Source organism: Streptomyces decoyicus (genome assembly GCF_019880305.1).
Classification (GTDB): domain Bacteria; phylum Actinomycetota; class Actinomycetes; order Streptomycetales; family Streptomycetaceae; genus Streptomyces; species Streptomyces decoyicus.
Genome location: NZ_CP082301.1, coordinates 6,367,655 through 6,386,298 on the forward strand (window position 1 = coordinate 6,367,655; position 18,644 = coordinate 6,386,298).

1 protein-coding gene is annotated in these 18,644 nt (G+C 69.7%); it reads right to left on the bottom strand.

Annotation, left to right across the window (positions count from 1 at the left end; all coding sequences use genetic code 11):
* Complete coding sequence (locus K7C20_RS27965) at positions 1 to 18,567, bottom strand: non-ribosomal peptide synthetase (RefSeq protein WP_246655316.1); 18,567 nt, start codon at positions 18,565 to 18,567, stop codon at positions 1 to 3.
* Positions 18,568 to 18,644 lie beyond the last annotated feature (77 nt).

Below are 18,644 nucleotides of genomic sequence, written 5' to 3' on the forward strand. Positions count from 1 at the left end.
TTACTTCCCAGACCTCGGCATCGGCCGCAGCGCGGGCCGTGCTCTCTTCTTCGACCCGACAACCCGCTCTGCGAGCGCCGCCACTGTCGGTGCTTCGAACACCGCCCGGATGGACAGCTCGACACCCATTTCCGTCCGCACCCGGTTGATCAGCTTCGTGGCCAGCAGCGAGTGTCCGCCGAGGTCGAAGAAGCTGTCGTCGATACCGACCCGGGGCAGATCCAGCACCGCCGCGAAGATCGCGGCGAGCGCCTCTTCCTTCGGGTTCCTGGGCGCCCGTGAGGTGGCCGCCGCCGCGAAGTTCGGCGCCGGCAACGCACGCCGGTCCAGCTTCCCGTTGGGAGTCAGCGGCAGCGCCGCCAGCACCACGAAAGCGGACGGGACCATGTACTCGGGCAGCCGCCCGGCCAGGTAGCCCTTCAGCTCCGCGGTGTCCGGTGCCGCTCCGCCGGCCGGTGCGAGATAGGCCACCAGCCGCTTGCCGCCCGGCTGTTCCCCGTGGACGACCACGGCGGCCTGGCCCACCGACGGGTGCGTGGCCAGCACGGTTTCGATCTCGCCGGGTTCGATGCGGAAACCACGGACCTTGACCTGGTCGTCGGCGCGGCCGAGGTATTCCAGCCGGCCGTCGGCACGCCATCTGGCCAGGTCGCCGGTGCGGTACATCCGCCGGCCCGGACCACCGAACGGGTTGGCCACGAAGCGCTCTGCCGTCAGCCGCGGCTGGTGGAGATACCCGCGGGCCAGCTGTGCGCCGGCGAGGTAGAGCTCACCGGGCACGCCCACCGGCACCGGACGCAGCGCCGCGTCCAGGACGAAGACCTGGGTGTTCCAGATCGGTCCGCCCAGCGACGGGACGGTGGGCCAGTCGGACACCTGGGCGGGCAGCGAGTACGAGGTGACCACATGGGTCTCGGTCGGCCCGTAGTGGTTGTGCAGCCGCCGGGGCTGCCGGGCGTACAGGTCGCGGATGTGCCTGCTGAGCACCAGCGCCTCACCGGCCTGGGCGATCTCGGTCAGCGCGGGCAGGTCCGACTCCTGCTCGGCGGCGGCCTCGGCCACCGCGTCGATGACCAGGTTGGGCGCGTACAGCTCGTTGACCTCGTTCCTGCCGAGCCAGCGCGCGAAGGCCGAGGCATCGCGGCGGATGTCGTCGGGAGGGATGACCAGGGTGCCGCCGTGCATCAGTGCCGACAGGGTTTCCTGCACCGACACGTCGAAGCTGACGGCGGTGAACTGCGCCACCCTGCGCCCCGGTCCGCCGGGAACCGCCTGCGCGTGCCACGCCAGGAGATTGACCATCGCACCCGCCGGCATCACGACGCCCTTGGGGACGCCGGTGGAGCCCGAGGTGTAGATGACGTACGCCGGGTGGGACGGCAGCAGCGGTGTACGTCGGTCGGCATCCGTGGGATCGCCGTCCGGCCGGGCCGCCAGTGCGCCGGCCGTCCCGGGACCGTCGAGCAGCAGCCGCACCGCCCCCGGCGTCCCCGGCAGCCGCCCGTCGATCTCGCGGTGCGTCAGCACGCACACCGTCGCGGAGCTCTGGAGCATGCGCGCCACGCGGTCGGCGGGGTAGTCGGGGTCGACGGGGAGGTAGGCGGCGCCGGTCTTGAGGACGGCGAGGATGGCGGTGACGAGGTCGGCGGAGCGGGGCAGGGCGAGGGCCACGACATTCTCGGGTCCGACGCCTTGGGCGAGGAGGTGGTGCGCCAGCCGGTTGGCGCGAGTGTTGAGTTCGGCGTACGTCAGAACGGTCGTGCCGTCTTCGACGGCGGGGGCGCCGGGGGTCTGCGCCACCTGCGCCTGGAACAGCTCGGGCAGGGTCGCGGCGGGCACCTGGCGGGCCGTGTCGTTCCACTCGACGACGATCTGGTGGCGTTCCCGGTCGGAGAGCACGTCCAGGTGCGTGAGGGGCCGGGAGGCGTCCGCGACGGCTGCGCGCAGGAGTCGTTCCAGACGGGCGGTGAGCTGCTGGGCACTGGACCGGTCGAAGAGATCCGTCGCGAACTCCAGCGCGCCCGTCATGCCGTCGGCGGCACCCTCCGGCGTGTGCTGCTCGGCGATGTGGAAGGTCAGATCGAACTTGGCGGCGAAGGCACTGAAGTCGTCGTCGGAGACCTGCAGCCCCTGCATCGTGAAGTCACCCTCGGCCGTGTTGGCCAGCACCAGCATCACCTGGAAGAGCGGGTGATGGGCCAGTGAGCGGGTGGGGTTGACGATCTCCACGAGTCGCTCGAAGGGCACGTCCTGGTGTGCGTAGGCTGCCAGGTCCGTCTCCCGTACGCGGTCCACCAACTCGGCGAAGGTGGGATCGCCGGAGGTGTCGGTACGCAGCACCAGCGTGTTGACGAAGAAGCCGACGAGGTTGTCGAGCGCGTCGTCGTTGCGACCGGCGATCGGTGAGCCGATGGGGATGTCGGTGCCCGCGCCGAGCTGCGTCAGCAGCGCGGCAAGACCCGCTTGGAGGACCATGAACACGGTCGACCGCTGTTCCCGCGCCAGCCGGGTGATCCCCTCGTGCAGCTCCGCATCGAAGGAGAAACCGACGTCCTCACCCTGATAACCGGCCACGGCCGGACGGGGCCGGTCGGTGGGCAGTTCCAGCCGGTCGGGAACACCGGCCAACTGCTTCCGCCAGTATTCGACCTGGGTCGAAATCAGGCTGTCCGGGTCGCTCTCGTCCCCGAGGATCTGCCGCTGCCACAGGGTGTAGTCGGCGTACTGCACCGGCAGGGGCTCCCACTGCGGGGCCTGACCCGCACACCGCGCCGCGTACGCCACCGACAGGTCAAGGGCGAGCGGATCCGTCGACCAGCCGTCGCTGACGATGTGGTGGGCCAGCAGGAGCAGTACGTGCTCGTCCGCCGCGGTCCGGAAGAGCCACGCCCGCATGGGCAGCTCGTTCATGAGGTCGAAGGCATGGCGCCCGGCCTCGGCCACCTGCTGCGCCACCTGCTCGCGGTCGGTGATGACGACCTCGACCACCGGCCGGGCGGCCGCACCTTGCAGGACTTGCTGGTAGGGCGTGCCCTCCACTTCGGGGAAGACGGTGCGCAGGGATTCGTGGCGGTCGGTGAGGTCGCAGATGGCCTCGTGCAGTGCGGTGGTGTCGAGTGCGCCGGTGAGCCGGAGGGCCATCGGCACGTTGTACGTCGCGCTGGGGCCTTCGAGTTGGTGGAGGAACCAGAGGCGGCGTTGGGCGTGGGAGAGGGGGATGTGGTCGGGTCGTTCCCTCGGTTCGAGTGCGGTGCGTGCTCCGGTTGCGTGGTGGAGGCGGGTGGCGAGGCCGGCGACGGTGGGTGCTTCGAAGAGGTCGCGGACGGCGAGTTCGACGCCGAAGGTGGTGCGGATGCGGCTGAGGAGTCGTACGGCGGAGAGGGAGTGTCCGCCGAGGTCGAAGAAGTTGTCGTCGATGTCGAGGGTGGGCAGGTTGAGGGTGTGGGCGAAGAGGCCGCGGAGGATCTCTTCTTGGGGGGTGGGGGTGCGGCGTCGTGCGGTGACGCCTTGCTTCTCGGTGGCGTCGTCGGCGTCCTGGGTGAGGAGTTCGAGTTGTCCGTCGGCTGTCCAGCGTGCGGGGGTGCTGGTGGGGTACATCAGCGAGCCCGAGTCGGTGGGGTTGAAGGGGTCGGTGACGCAGGTGTGCTGGCTGATGTCGTGGCCGGTGAGGGCGGTGCCGGTCAGGTGGGGTCCGGCGAGGTGCAGTTGGCCGGGGACTCCGGCGGGTACGGGTTGGTGGTCGTGGTCCAGGACGTAGACGCGGACGTGGTCCGGCAGGGCTGTGCCGTCCGGCAGTTCGCGTACGGCCGTGGGCCAGGTGTGCAGCAGTGTGGTGCGCTCGGGTGCGGAGAGGATGTCCAGGTCGGCGATCGGCTGTGAGGCGTCGGCGACGGCCGCGCGCAGCAGACGCTCCAGCCGAACGGCCATGGCTTCGGCGGTCTGCCGGTCGAAGAGGTCCGTGGCAAAGTCCACCGTTCCCGCCATACCGGCGGGCAGCCCGTCAGCCGTGACCTTCTCCTCCAACCCGAACTCGAGGTCGAACTTCGAGGTATCGGATCCCGAGGACTCCAACCTGCTGTCGACTCCGTCCAGCGGCACATCGGCGGACGCGGCCTCGAAGCTCAACATCACCTGGAACAGCGGGTGGTACGCGAGCGAGCGGGTGGGGTTGACGATCTCCACGAGTCGCTCGAAGGGCACGTCCTGATGGGCGTAGGCCGCCAGGTCGGTTTCCCGCACCCGTCCGAGCAGGTCGGCGAACGACGGGTTGCCGGAGGTGTCGGTGCGCAGCACGAGGGTGTTGATGAAGAACCCGACCAGGTCATCGAGAGCCTCGTCGGCGCGACCGGCGGTCGGCGAGCCGAGGGGGATGTCGGTGCCCGCGCCGAGCCGGGTCAGCAGCGTCGCCAGCGCCGCCTGTACGACCATGAACACGCTCGCCTGGTGCTCACGTGCCAGGCGGGCGACGCCTTCGTGCAACTCGACGTCCCAGAAGAAGTCGAGGCTGTCGCCCTGGTAGCCGGCCTCGGCCGGCCGCGGACGGTCGGTGGGGAGCTCCAGCAGGTCGGGAAGCCCGGCCAGATGCTGCTGCCAGTAGTCGACCTGAGCGGAGATGAGGCTCTGCGGATCGCTCTCGTCGCCGAGGACTTCGCGCTGCCACAGCGTGTAGTCGGCGTACTGCACCGGCAGCGGCGCCCACTGTGGAGCCGCGCCCTTGCTGCGTGCGGCATAGGCGACCGCCAGATCCTGTGCGAGCGGGGCAATCGACCAGCCGTCACTGGCGATGTGGTGCGCCAGCAGCAACAGGACGTGCTCGTCCGGACCCGTCCGGAACAGCCAGGCCCGCAGCGGAAGTTCGGCCGTCAGATCGAAGGCATGCCCGGCAGCCTGCCGGATCACCTCGTCCAGCTGAGCGGGCTCCACCCGGACGCACTCGACCGGCGGCCGGGCGGCGCTGCCCTCCAGCACCTGCTGATACGGCGTGCCGTCGATCTCCGGGAAGACCGTACGCAGCGACTCGTGCCGCTCGACGAGGTCGGACATCGCCTCGCGCAGGGCAGCGGTGTCCAGCTCGCCGGACAGCCGCAGCCGCATCGGCACGTTGTATGTCGGGCTGGGGCCCTCCAGCTGGTGGAGGAACCACAGGCGGCGCTGGGCGTAGGACAGCGGCACCCGCTCGGGACGCTCCATCGGCACCAGAGCCGTGCGCCCGCCTGCCGCGGTGCCGAGGCGCCCGGCGATACCGGCGACCGTCGGTGCCTCGAAGAGATCACGTACGGCGAGCTCCACGCCGAAGGCGGAGCGGATACGGCTGACCAGGCGCATCGCGAGCAGGGAGTGGCCGCCGAGGGCGAAGAAGTTGTCGTCGATGCCGGCCCGGGGCACGCCCAGAACCTCGGCAAAGACACCACACAGGATCTCCTCCTGCGCGTTGCGCGGGCCTCGGCCGCCTTCGGTGCCGGTGTACTCCGGCGCCGGAAGCGCCTTGTGGTCGAGCTTCTCGTTCGGCGTCAGCGGGAGGGTATCGAGCTGGACGAACGCCGACGGAACCATGTACTCCGGAAGGGCCCCTGCCGCCCGGTCACGCAGACCGGCCAGATCCACCCGGCCGTCGGCCCCCTCCATGGGCACGACATAGGCGACGATGCGCTTGTCAGCCGGACGGTCCTCGCGCACGACCACCGCGATCCGGCCGACGCCCGGGTGCGTGGCGAGAACGTTCTGGATCTCGCCGAGCTCGATACGGAACCCGCGGATCTTCACCTGGTTGTCGACGCGGCCGACGAATTCGAGCTCGCCGTCGGCACGCCACTTGACCAGGTCGCCGGTGCGGTACATGCGTCCGCCGGGCGATCCGAACGGATCCGCGACGAAGCGGGCGGCGGTCAGTCCGGGGCGGCGCAGATATCCGCGGGCCAGCCGGGTCCCCGCCACATACAGTTCGCCGGGCACGCCCACCGGCACCGGACGCAGCGCGGAGTCCAGCACATACACCCGGGTGTTCCAGCCCGGGCGGCCGATCGACGGAGCCACGGCCCCGGAAAGCGGGCTGCTCGACGTCACCCACACCGTCGCCTCGGTCGGACCGTAGGCATTGAACATCCTGCGTCCCGAAGACCACCGCGCCGCGACCTCGCCGGTGAAGGCGTCGCCGCCGATGATCAGCGTGCGCAGTGTCGGCAGCGGGTGCACCGGCATGCTCGCCAGCGCCGCCGGCGATATCACTGCATGGCTGATGCGCAGGCCGTCCACGACCCCGACCAGTTCCTCACCCGCGAGCGGGCCCGTCGGCGCGACCACCAGGCAGCCGCCTGACCGGAACGCCATCCACATCTCCAGCACCGAGGGGTCGAAGCTGGGCGAGGCGAGCTGGAGCACTCGGCTGCTGCCGTCCAGCTGCCAGCGCCCGAGGCCGTCGGCTGCGAAACCGTTCACCGCGTCATGGGTGACGGCGACGCCCTTCGGATGTCCCGTGGAACCGGAGGTGTAGATGAGGTAGGCGGGGTGGGTGGGCAGCAGAGGCGTGCTGCGATGAGTGTCGTTCGGATTGATGGTGAGTTGGCCGGTGCCGGTGCCGGTGTCGGTGCCGGTGTCGGTGTGGAGGGTGAGCGTGGGCAGGCCGGTGTCGGGCAGCCCGGCGGTGTTGCTGTCGGTGATGACCAGAGCGGGCCGGGCGTCGTCGAGCATGTAGGTGATGCGGGCGGTGGGGTAGTCGGGGTCGACGGGGAGGTAGGCGGCACCGGTTTTGAGGACGGCGAGGATGCAGACGATGAGGTCTGCGGAGCGGGGGAGGGCCAGGGCGACGATCTGCTCCGGGCCGATGTTCTTGCTGATCAGGTGGTGGGCGAGCTGGTTGGCGCGGGTGTTCAGCTCGGTGTAGGTGAGCCGGGCGCCGTGGTGCTCGAGGGCGGGCGCGTCGGGAGTGCGTGCCACCTGCGCCTCGAAGAGCCCGGGGAGCGTGGCGTCGGAAACGTCGCGTGCGGTGTCGTTCCAGCCGTGGAGCAACAGCTCACGCTCCTCTACGGAGAGCACCTCCAGCTCTCCGAGCGGACGTGAGGCGTCCTCGACGGCGTTGCGCAGCAGGCGTTCCAGCCGTGCCGCGATGGTCTCGGCGGTCCGCCGGTCGAAGAGGTCGGTCGCGAACTCGACCACCCCCCGCATGCCGGCGGCCTCACCACCCGCACCGAACTGCTCTCCGAGGCTGAAGGTCAGATCGACCTTCGCGATCCCCGCGTGGACGTCGTCGTCCTCGGTGGCCACGAGCCCGCGCATCGCGAATTCGCCCTCGGCGGCATTCTGGAGGACCAGCATCACCTGGAAGAGCGGGTGATGGGCCAGCGAGCGGGTGGGGTTGACGATCTCCACGAGTCGCTCGAAGGGCACGTCCTGGTGTGCGTAGGCCGCCAGGTCCGTCTCCCTGACCCGTCCGAGAACTTCGCTGAACGTGGGGTCGCCGGAGGTGTCGGTACGCAGCACCAGCGTGTTGACGAAGAAGCCGACGAGGTCGTCGAGCGCGTCGTCGTTACGACCGGCGATGGCCGACCCCATGGGGATGTCGGTGCCCGCGCCGAGCCGGGTCAGCAGTGCGGCGATGCCTGCCTGGACGACCATGAAGACACTGACCTGGTGTTCGCGTGCCAGGCGGGTGATGCCGTGGTGCAGCTCGGTGCCCCAGGTGAACGGGACGCTGTCGCCCTGGTGCGTGGCCACCGCCGGCCGCGGCCGGTCGGTGGGCAGTTCCAACTGCTCGGGCAGCCCCGCGAGAGTGCTGCGCCAGTAGTCGATCTGCCGGGAGATGACACTGTCCGGGTCGCTCTCGTCGCCGAGCACCTCGCGCTGCCAGAGGGTGTAGTCCGCGTACTGCACCGGCAGCGGCGCCCACTGCGGAACGTTGCCATCACAGCGGGCTGCGTAGGCGGTGGCGAGGTCCTGGGCGAGGGGGCCCATGGACCAGCCGTCGCCGGCGATGTGATGGGCCAGGATCAGCAGGGTGTGTTCAAGGGCTCCGGTGGTGAACACCCAGACACGGAGCGGGAGTTCGTCGGTGAGCCGGAAGGCGTGGCGAGCGGCGGTGGCGATGTGCTCGGCGAGGTCTTCGGCGTCGGTCGTGACGACCTCGACCGTCGGCCGGGCGGCGTCGCCGTGCAGCACCTGCTGGCGGGGGGTGCCGTCGGTCTCGGGGAAGACGGTGCGCAGGGATTCGTGCCGGTCGGTGAGGTCGCAGATGGCCTCGTGCAGTGCGGTGGTGTCGAGTGCGCCGGTGAGACGGAGCACCATCGGCACGTTGTACGTCGCGCTGGGGCCTTCGAGTTGGTGGAGGAACCAGAGGCGGCGTTGGGCGTGGGAGAGGGGGATGTGGTCGGGCCGCAATCTCGGTTCGAGTGCGGTGCGTGCTCCGGTTGCGTGGTGGAGGCGGGTGGCGAGGCCGGCGACGGTGGGTGCTTCGAAGAGGTCGCGGACGGCGAGTTCGACGCCGAAGGTGGTGCGGATGCGGCTGAGGAGTCGTACGGCGGAGAGGGAGTGTCCGCCGAGGTCGAAGAAGTTGTCGTCGATGTCGAGGGTGGGCAGGTTGAGGGTGTGGGCGAAGAGGCCGCGGAGGATCTCTTCTTGGGGGGTGGGGGTGCGGCGTCGCGCGGTGGCGGTGGCCGTGTCCTGCTCGTTGTCGGCGTCCTGGGTGAGGAGTTCGAGTTGTCCGTCGGCTGTCCAGCGTGCGGGGGTGCTGGTGGGGTACATCAGCGAGCCCGAGTCGGTGGGGTTGAAGGGGTCGGTGACGCAGGCGTGCTGGCTGATGTCGTGGCCGGTGAGGGCGGTGCCGGTCAGGCGGGGTCCGGCGAGGTGCAGTTGGCCGGGGACTCCGGCGGGTACGGGTTGGTGGTCGTGGTCCAGGACGTAGACGCGGACGTGGTCCGGCAGGGCTGTGCCGTCCGGCAGTTCGCGTACGGCCGTGGGCCAGGTGTGCAGCAGTGTGGTGCGCTCGGGTGCGGAGAGGATGTCCAGGTCGGCGATCGGCTGTGAGGCGTCGGCGACGGCCGCGCGCAGCAGACGCTCCAGCCGAACGGCCATGGCTTCGGCGGTCTGCCGGTCGAAGAGGTCCGTGGCGAAGTCCACCGTTCCCGCCATACCGGCGGGCAGCCCGTCAGCCGTGACCGCCTCCTCCAGCACGAACTCCATGTCGAGCTTCGAGGTTTTGGCATCGACCTGCTCCAGGCGGCTGTCGAGCCCGGCGATCGGCACATCGGCGCCGGTCGCCTCGAAGCTCAGCATCACCTGGAAGAGGGGGTTGTGTGCGAGGGAGCGGGTGGGGTTGAGGAGTTCGACGAGGCGTTCGAAGGGGACGTCTTGGTGGGTGTAGGCGGCGAGGTCGGTTTCTCGTACGCGTGCGAGGAGTTCGGCGAAGGTGGGGTTGCCGGAGGTGTCGGTGCGTAGGACGAGGGTGTTGATGAAGAAGCCGACGAGGTTGTCGAGTGCGTCGTCGGTGCGTCCGGCGATGGGGGAGCCGAGGGGGATGTCGGTGCCTGCGCCGAGGCGGGTCAGGAGTGTGGCCAGTGCTGTCTGGACGACCATGAAGACGCTGGCTTGGTGTTCGCGTGCCAGGCGGGTGATGCCGTGGTGCAGCTCGGTGTCCCAGGTGAACGGGACGCTGTCGCCCCGGTAGCTGGCTTCGGCCGGCCGCGGACGGTCGGTGGGGAGCTCCAGCAGGTCGGGAAGCCCGGCCAGATGCTGCTGCCAGTAGTCGACCTGGCCGGAGATGAGGCTCTGCGGATCGCTCTCGTCGCCGAGGACTTCGCGCTGCCACAGCGTGTAGTCGGCGTACTGGACGGGCAGTGGCGCCCACTGCGGAGTGGTGCCGTCGCGGCGGGCTGCGTAGGCGGTGGCGAGGTCCTGGGCGAGGGGGCCCATGGACCAGCCGTCGCTGGCGATGTGGTGGGCCAGGATCAGCAGGGTGTGTTCGTTGGCTCCGGTGGTGAACACCCAAGCGCGGAGCGGGAGTTCGTCGGTGAGCCGGAAGGTCTGGCGAGCGGCGGTGGCGATGCGCTCGGCGAGGTCTTCGGCGTCGGTCGTGACGACCTCGACCGTCGGCCGGGCGGCGTCGCCGTGCAGCACGTACTGGTGAGGCGTCCCGTCGGTCTGGGGGAAGACGGTGCGCAGGGTTTCGTGCCGGACGGTGAGGTCGTAGATCGCCTCACGCAGCGCATCGACGTTCAGCGAACCGGTGAGTCGCAACAGAAGCGGGACGTTGTAGGTCGCGCTCGGCCCCTCCAACTGGTGGAGGAACCACAGGCGCTGTTGGGCGAACGACAGGGGTATCCGCTCGGGCCGCTCCATCGGCAGCAGTGCGGCACGTGCTCCGGTGGTGTGGTGGAGGCGGGTGGCGAGAGTGGCGACGGTGGGTGCTTCGAAGAGGTCGCGGACGGTGAGTTCGGTGTTGAGGGTGGTGCGGATGCGGCTGGTGAGGCGGGTGGCGAGGAGGGAGTGGCCGCCGAGGTCGAAGAAGTTGTCGTCGATGCCGATGTGTGCGACGCCGAGGGTTTCGGCGAAGGCGTGGCAGAGGAGTTCTTCGTGGGTGTTGCGGGGGCCTCGGGTGGTTGCAGCGACGTTGAACTGCGGTGCGGGAAGGGCCTTGTGGTCCAGCTTTCCGTTGGGTGTCAGGGGCAGCACATCCAGCGTGACGACGGCTGCGGGGACCATGTAGTCGGGCAGGGTCTGTGCGGCGTGCTCACGCAGGTCGATGGTTGCCGTTTCAGCGTCTTCCGCGGGGATGACGTAGGCGACGATGCGCTGATCGCCGGGCTGGTCTTCGCGGACGATGACGGCTGTCTGTCGCACGTGGGGGTGGTGGGTGAGGGTGGCTTCGATTTCGCCGAGTTCGATGCGGTAGCCGCGGACTTTGACTTGGGTGTCGATGCGTCCGGCGAATTCGAGTTGTCCGTCGGGGCGTCGGCGGGCGAGGTCGCCGGTGCGGTACATGCGGGTGCCGGGGGTGCCGTGGGGGTTGGCGGTGAAGCGGGTGGCGGTGAGGTCGGGGCGGTGGAGGTATCCGCGGGCGAGGAGGTCGCCGGCGATGTAGAGCTCGCCGGTGACGTTGGGGGGTACGGGCTGGAGGTGGGCGTCGAGGATGTGGATCTGGGTGTTCCAGATCGGGTGTCCGATGGTGATGGTGCCGGTGGGGGCGGGCTGGCCGGGTTCGATGCGGTACTGGGTGCAGCCGACGGTGGTTTCGGTGGGGCCGTATTCGTTGATGACGGTGGTGCCGGGGTGGTCGCGGCGCCACTCGTCGAGGGCTTCGCCGAGGAGGGCTTCACCACCGAGGACGAGCTGCTGGGTGGGTGAGAGGTGCGGGGGCAGGTTCTTGAGCAGGCTCAGGTGTGAGGGTGTGGCTTTGACGAAGGTCGGCGCCTGGTCGAGGTCGGGGGCGGTGCCTTCGTCCAACTCGACCAGGTGCGCGCAGCCGCCGAGGGTGAGGGGTCCGAGGAGGCCGGTGACGGTGAGGTCGAAGGAGACCGGCGAGTGGACGAGAGTCCGTCCGCTCATGGCGGGGTAGGCGGCGTGGGCCCAGCGGAGGTAGAGGTTCAGCGAGCGGTGCTCGACGACGACGCCCTTGGGTCGCCCGGTGGAGCCAGACGTGTAGATGACGAAGGCAGGATGCGAGGTCTTCGCCTCACCCAACCGCTCCGCATCGCGAACGTCGATGGTGGAGAGGCCGGCCGTGCGATCGGCGATGTCAGGGGCGTCGATTGTCAGGGTGGTCATGCCGTCGACGGCGGGGAGGTGCTGAGCTCCTGCGGTATCGGTCAGGGCCAGCACGGCGGAGACGTCGTCGAGCATGTAGGCGATGCGGTCGGCGGGGTAGGAGAGGTCGAGGGGTACGTAAGCGGCACCCGTTTTGACGATGGCGAGGATCGCCACGACGAAGTCGATGCTGCGGGGGAGGGCGACGGCGACGTATTTCTCGGGCCCGGAGCCTTGGGCGATCAGGAAACGGGCGAGCTGGTTGGCGCGGGCGTTCAGCTCGCTGTAGGTGAGCTGGGTGCCGTCGTGCTCCAGAGCAGTGGCGTCGGGAGTGCGCGCCACCTGGGCCTCGAAGAGTTCGGCGAGGGTGGCGTCGGGAACGTCGCGCGCGGTGTTGTTCCAGCCGTGGAGCAGCAGCTCGCGTTCCTGCGCGGAGAGGACGTCGACCTCTCCGATGGGGCGTGAGGCGTCCTCGACGGCGTTGCGCAGCAGGCGTTCCAGCCACGCCGCGATGCTCTCGGCGGTCTGCCGGTCGAAGAGGTCGGTCGCGAACTCCACCGACCCTCGCATGCCCGAGGGCAGACCGCTGCTGTCGTGCTGTTCTTCCACGTCGAAGGAGAGGTCGAACTTGGCCGACGCGACGTCCAGCGCGTAGTCCTGCGTGGTGAGTCCGGGCAGTTCCAGCTCGGCGTCGTTGTTCTGGAAGGTCAGCATCACCTGGTAGAGGGGGTGGTGCGCCAGGGAGCGGGTGGGGTTGACGATCTCCACGAGCCGCTCGAAGGGCACGTCCTGGTTCGTGTAGGCAGCCAGGTCGGTTTCCCTTACGCGTCCCAGGAGTTCGGCGAAGGTGGGGTCGCCGGAGGTGTCGGTGCGTAGGACCAGGGTGTTGATGAAGAAGCCGACGAGGTCGTCGAGTGCATCGTCGGTGCGTCCGGCGATGGCGGAGCCGATGGGGATGTCGGTGCCCGCGCCGAGCCGGGTCAGCAGTGCGGCGATGCCTGCCTGGACGACCATGAAGACACTGACCTGGTGTTCGCGTGCCAGGCGGGTGATGCCGTGGTGGAGGTCGGTGTCCCAGGCGAAGGGCACGCTGTCGCCCTGGTGCGTGGCCACCGCGGGCCGCGGCCGGTCGGTGGGCAGTTCCAACTGCTCGGGCAGCCCAGCGAGAGTGCTGCGCCAGTAGTCGACTTGGCCGGAGATGAGGCTCTGCGGATCGCTCTCGTCGCCGAGCACCTCGCGCTGCCAGAGCGTGTAGTCGGCGTACTGCACCGGCAGGGGCGCCCACTGCGGAGCGTTTCCGTCGCGGCGGGCTGCGTACGCGATGGCGAGATCGTGGGTGAGAGGAGCGAGTGAGGCGCCGTCGCTGACGATGTGGTGGGCGAGGAGGAGGACGAGGTGTTCGTCGTGGGTGAGGGTGAAGACCCAGGCGCGCAGCGGCACGTCCTTGGTCAGGTCGAAGGTGTGGGTGCTGGCCTGGTCGACGGCGGTGTTCAGGTCGGCTTCGTCGACGGGGACGATGTCGATGACCGGTCGGGCGGCGTCGCCGTGCAGTACGTGCTGGTAGGGCGTTCCGTCGTAATCGGGGAAGACGGTGCGCAGGGTTTCGTGCCGGTCGGTGAGGTCATGGATCGCCTCACGCAGGGCCTTGACGTCCAGCTCGCCGGTCAGCCGTAGCGGCATCGGCACGTTGTACGTCGCGCTCGGCCCCTCCAACTGGTGGAGGAACCACAGCCGTCGCTGCGCGTACGACAGCGGCACCCGCTCGGGCCGCTCCACCGGCACCAACGCCGCACGCGCCCCGGTTGCATGCTGGAGGCGGGTGGCGAGGCCGGCGACGGTGGGCGCCTCGAAGAGATCACGTACCGCGAGTTCGGCACCGAACGTGGTGCGGATGCGGCTGGTGAGGCGGGTGGCGAGGAGGGAGTGTCCGCCGAGGTCGAAGAAGTTGTCGTCGATACCGACACGTTCCACGCCGAGGATCTGGGCGAAGGCGTGGCAGAGGAGTTCTTCGTGGGTGTTGCGGGGGCCTCGGGTGGTTGTGGTGGGGGTGAACTGGGGGGCGGGGAGGGCTTTGTGGTCCAGTTTCCCGTTGGGTGTCAGGGGCAGCACATCCAGCGTGACGACGGCTGCGGGGACCATGTAGTCCGGCAGGGTCTGCGCGGCGTGCTCACGCAGGTCGACGGTTGCCGTGCCGGCGTCTTCCGCGGGGATGACGTAGGCGACGATGCGTTGGTCGCCGGGCTGGTCTTCGCGGACGATGACGGCTGTCTGTCGCACGTGGGGGTGGTGGGTGAGGGTGGCTTCGATTTCGCCGAGTTCGATGCGGTAGCCGCGGACTTTGACTTGGGTGTCGATGCGTCCGGCGAATTCGAGTTGTCCGTCGGGGCGCCGGCGGGCGAGGTCGCCGGTGCGGTACATGCGGGTGCCGGGGGTGCCGTGGGGGTTGGCGGTGAAGCGGGTGGCGGTGAGGTCGGGGCGGTGGAGGTATCCGCGGGCGAGGAGGTCGCCGGCGATGTAGAGCTCGCCGGTGACGTTGGGGGGTACGGGCTGGAGGTGGGCGTCGAGGATGTGGATCTGGGTGTTCCAGATCGGGTGTCCGATGGTGATGGTGCCGGTGGGGGCGGGCTGGCCGGGTTCGATGCGGTACTGGGTGCAGCCGACGGTGGTTTCGGTGGGGCCGTATTCGTTGATGACGGTGGTGCCGGGGTGGTCGCGGCGCCACTCGTCGAGGGCTTCGCCGAGGAGGGCTTCACCACCGAGGACGAGCTGCTGGGTGGGGGAGAGGTGCGGGGGCAGGTTCTTGAGCAGGCTCAGGTGTGAGGGTGTGGCCTTGACGAAGGTCGGCGCCTGGTCGAGGTCCGGGGCGGTGCCTTCGTCCAACTCGACCAGGTGCGCGCAGCCGCCGAGGGTGAGGGGTCCGAGGAGGCCGGTGACGGTGAGGTCGAAGGAGACCGGCGAGTGGACGAGAGTCCGTCCGCTCATGGCGGGGTAGGCGGCGTGGGCCCAGCGGAGGTAGAGGTTGAGGGAGCGGTGCTCGACGACGACACCCTTGGGCCGCCCCGTGGAGCCAGACGTGTAGATGACGAAGACAGGATGCGAGGTCTTCGCCTCATCCAACCGGTCAGCATTGGTGGGATCGGTGACGGGGAGACCGGCTGTGCGGAGCTGATCGGTGGTCAGCGTGGTGACGCCCGTCTCCGGCAGGCCGGTGGCGGTGTCCTTGTCGGTGATGAGCAGGGTGGGCCGGGCGTCGCTGAAGAGGTAGGCGATGCGGTCGGCGGGGTAGTCGGGGTCGACGGGGAGGTAGGCGGCGCCGGTTTTGGCGACGGCGAGGATCGCCACGACGACGTCGATCGTGCGCGGCAGGGCGAGCGCGACGATCTGCTCGGGGCCGACATTCCTGCTGATGAGATGATGCGCCAGCTGGTTGGCACGGACGTTCAGCTCGCTGTAGGTGAGCTGGGTGCCCTCGTGCTCCAGAGCAGTGGCGTCGGGAGTGCGCGCCACCTGGGCCTCGAAGAGTTCGGCAAGCGTCGCGTCGGGAACGTCGCGCGCGGTGTTGTTCCAGCCGTTGAGGAGCAGTTCGCGTTCCTGTGCGGTGAGCACATCCAGTTCGCCGATCGGCCGTGAGGCGTCCTCGACGGCGTTGCGCAGCAGTCGTTCCAGCCACGCCGCGATGCTCTCGGCGGTCTGCCGGTCGAAGAGGTCGGTCGCGAACTCCACCGACCCTCGCATGCCCGAGGGCAGACCGCTGCTGTCGTGCTGTTCTTCCACGTCGAAGGAGAGGTCGAACTTGGCCGACGCCGCGTCCAGCGGGTAGCCCTGCGTGGTGAGTCCGGGCAGTTCCAGCTCGGCGTCGTTGTTCTGGAAGGTCAGCATCACCTGGAAGAGGGGGTGGTGCGCCAGGGAGCGGGTCGGGTTGACGATCTCCACGAGCCGCTCGAAGGGCACGTCCTGATGGGCATAGGCCGCCAGGTCCGCTTCCCTCACGCGCCCCAGGAGTTCGGCGAAAGTGGGATCGCCGGACGTATCGGTGCGCAGCACCAGCGTGTTGACGAAGAAGCCGATGAGGTCGTCGAGTGCGTCGTCGGTACGTCCGGCGATGGCGGAGCCGATGGGGATGTCGGTGCCCGCGCCGAGCCGCGTCAGCAGCGTCGCCAGCGCCGCCTGGACGACCATGAAGACACTCGACTGGTGTTCGCGTGCCAGGCGGGTGATGCCGTGGTGGAGGTCGGTTTCCCAGGTGAAGGGCACGCTGTCGCCGTGGTGGCCGGCCTCCGCGGGCCGCGGACGGTCGGTGGGCAGTTCCAACTGCTCGGGGAGTCCTGCGAGAGTGCTGCGCCAGTAGTCGATCTGCCGGGAGATGACGCTGTCCGGGTCGCTCTCGTCGCCCAGCACCTCGCGCTGCCAGAGGGTGTAGTCCGCGTACTGCACCGGCAGCGGCGCCCACTGCGGGGCGGCGCCCTCCCAGCGGGCGGTGTAAGCCGCCGACAGATCGCGGAGGAAGGGGTCCGTCGACCAGCCGTCACTGGCGATGTGATGGGTCAGGACGAGCAGCACATGTTCCACCGGCGATGCTTCGAACAGCCATATCTTCAGCGGGAGTTCAGCCGAGAGGTCGAAGACGTACGCGGCCGCTTCCTCGATCGCCGCGTCCATACCGTCGGGGGTGGTTCCGACGACCTCGATCACGGGCCGCGCGGCGTCCCCCGTCAGCACCCGCTGGTACGGGACACCGTCGGTCTCGGGAAAGACGGTGCGCAGACTCTCGTGGCGGTCCACCAGATCGGCCATCGCCTCGCGCAGTGCGTCGGTGTCCAGCGCCCCGGACACCCGCAAGGCCATCGGCAGGTTGTATGTCGCGCTGGGCCCCTCCAACTGGTGCAGGAACCACAGCCGTCGCTGCGCGAACGACAGCGGCACCTGCTCGGTCCGCTCCACCGGCACCAGCGCCGCACGCGCTCCGGCCGCGTCGTCGAGCCGGTCGGCGAGACCCGCGACCGACGAGGCCTCGAAGAGATCACGTACCGCGAGTTCGGCACCGAACGTGGTGCGGATGCGGCTGACGAGACGGGTGGCGAGGAGGGAGTGTCCGCCGAGGTCGAAGAAGTTGTCATCGATCCCGACGCGGTCCACGCCGAGGATCTGGGCGAAGAACCCGCACAGGATCTCCTCCCGCGGAGTGCGAGGCCGGCGCGAGGTGGGCGCGGCGGGCAGCTCCGGCGCCGGAAGGGCCTTGCGGTCCACCTTGCCGTTCGGGTTGAGCGGGAAAGAGCCGAGCTGGATGAAGGCCGACGGGACCATGTACGCGGGCAGCGCCTGTGCCGCCCGCTCCCGCAGACCGGTCACGTCCAGCCGCTCGTCCCCGTCGACCGGAACGACGTAGGCGACGATCCGCTGGTCACCGGGCCGGTCCTCACGGACGATGACCACGCACTGGGCCACCCCCGGGTCCGCGACGACCACGGACTCGATCTCGCCGAGTTCGATGCGGTAGCCGCGGACCTTGACCTGGAAGTCGACCCGGCCCAGGTAGTCCAGCTGCCCGTCCGTACGCCACTTCGCGAGGTCGCCCGTGCGGTACATGCGCTCACCCGGAGCACCGAACGGGCTCGCCACGAAGCGCCCGGCGGTCAGTCCGGGCTGGTTGAGGTACCCCCGGCCCAGTCCGTGGCCGGTGATGTAGAGCTCCCCCGGCGTACCCACCGGGACAGGGCACAGCGCGGAGTCCAGGACATGCATGTGCATATTGCCGATCGGGCGGCCGATCGGTGCGGCACCCTCGCCGGTGACGTCCGCGAGGGTGGACCAGACGGTCGTTTCCGTCGGGCCGTAGAGGTTGGTGACGCTCGCGGCGAGCTCGGTCATCCTGCGCGACAGCGCGGGCGGCATGGCTTCCGCGCCGACGAGGATCCGCAGACCGCGCAGGGCGTCGGGGTACTGGGAGACCAGGCCCTGCCAGAGGGAGGGGGTCGCCTGCATGACGGTCACGCCGGACGTGGTGAGCAGGCCGGCCAGCTGGGCGGCGTCGCGGACCTGCTCGGAGGTGGCGATGACCACCGACGCGCCTGAGATCAGCGGCAGGTACAGGTCCAGGCCCGCGATGTCGAAGGCGACCGTCGCCACGGCGAGGAGCCGGTCCGAGGGCTTCGGCGCGATCGAGTCCTTCATCGCCGCCAGGAAGTTGACCAGGCTCCCTGTCGAGATCACCACGCCCTTGGGACGCCCGGTGGACCCCGAGGTGTAGATGGCATACGCGGGGTGGCCGAGCGAACGCGTCCCGGCCCGCTCGCCGTCCGTGAGGTCGGTGCCCGGCAGGGCCTCGACCGCGGCCCGGGTCGCCGCGTAGTCGGTGACCAGGAGGCGGTCGGCATCGACGGGCAGGTTCCGCACGGTGCTCGCCGCCGCGAGCACGCAGACGGGGCGCGCGTCGGAAAGGATGTGGCCGATGCGGTCGGCCGGGTGCTCGGGGTCGACGGGCAGATAGGCCGCACCGGTCTTCACGACGGCCAGCAGGGCGACCGGCAGCTCCACCGTCCGCGGCAGGGCCACCGCCACATAGTCCTCGGGCCCGACACCGCGGGCCAGCAGCCGGCGCGCCAGCCGGTTCGCCCGGGAGTTCAGCTCCGCGTACGTCAGACGCGCGGTGCCGCAGATCACCGCATCGGCGTCCGGCGTCAACGCGACCTGGGCCTCGAAGAGTTCCCGCAGACCCGTCGCGGGCACCTCACGTGCCGTGTCGTTCCACTCGGCCGGCACGCGCAGGAGCTCAGCCGTGTCCACGGGAGGAAGCTGCCCGCCCGGCAGATCTGAACCGTGCATCGATGCTTCAGCCATGCCGCTGACTCCTAGTGCAGTGCGTGATGAGGCCATGGGCGTGTGTGAGGAATTGGCCCGCGAACTGGTGACCCGGC

What these genes read in the sequence shown, in the direction of transcription:
- K7C20_RS27965 (WP_246655316.1), bottom strand. Translation starts at nt 18,567, where the DNA reads ATGGCTGAAGCATCGATGCACGGTTCAGATCTGCCGGGCGGGCAGCTT.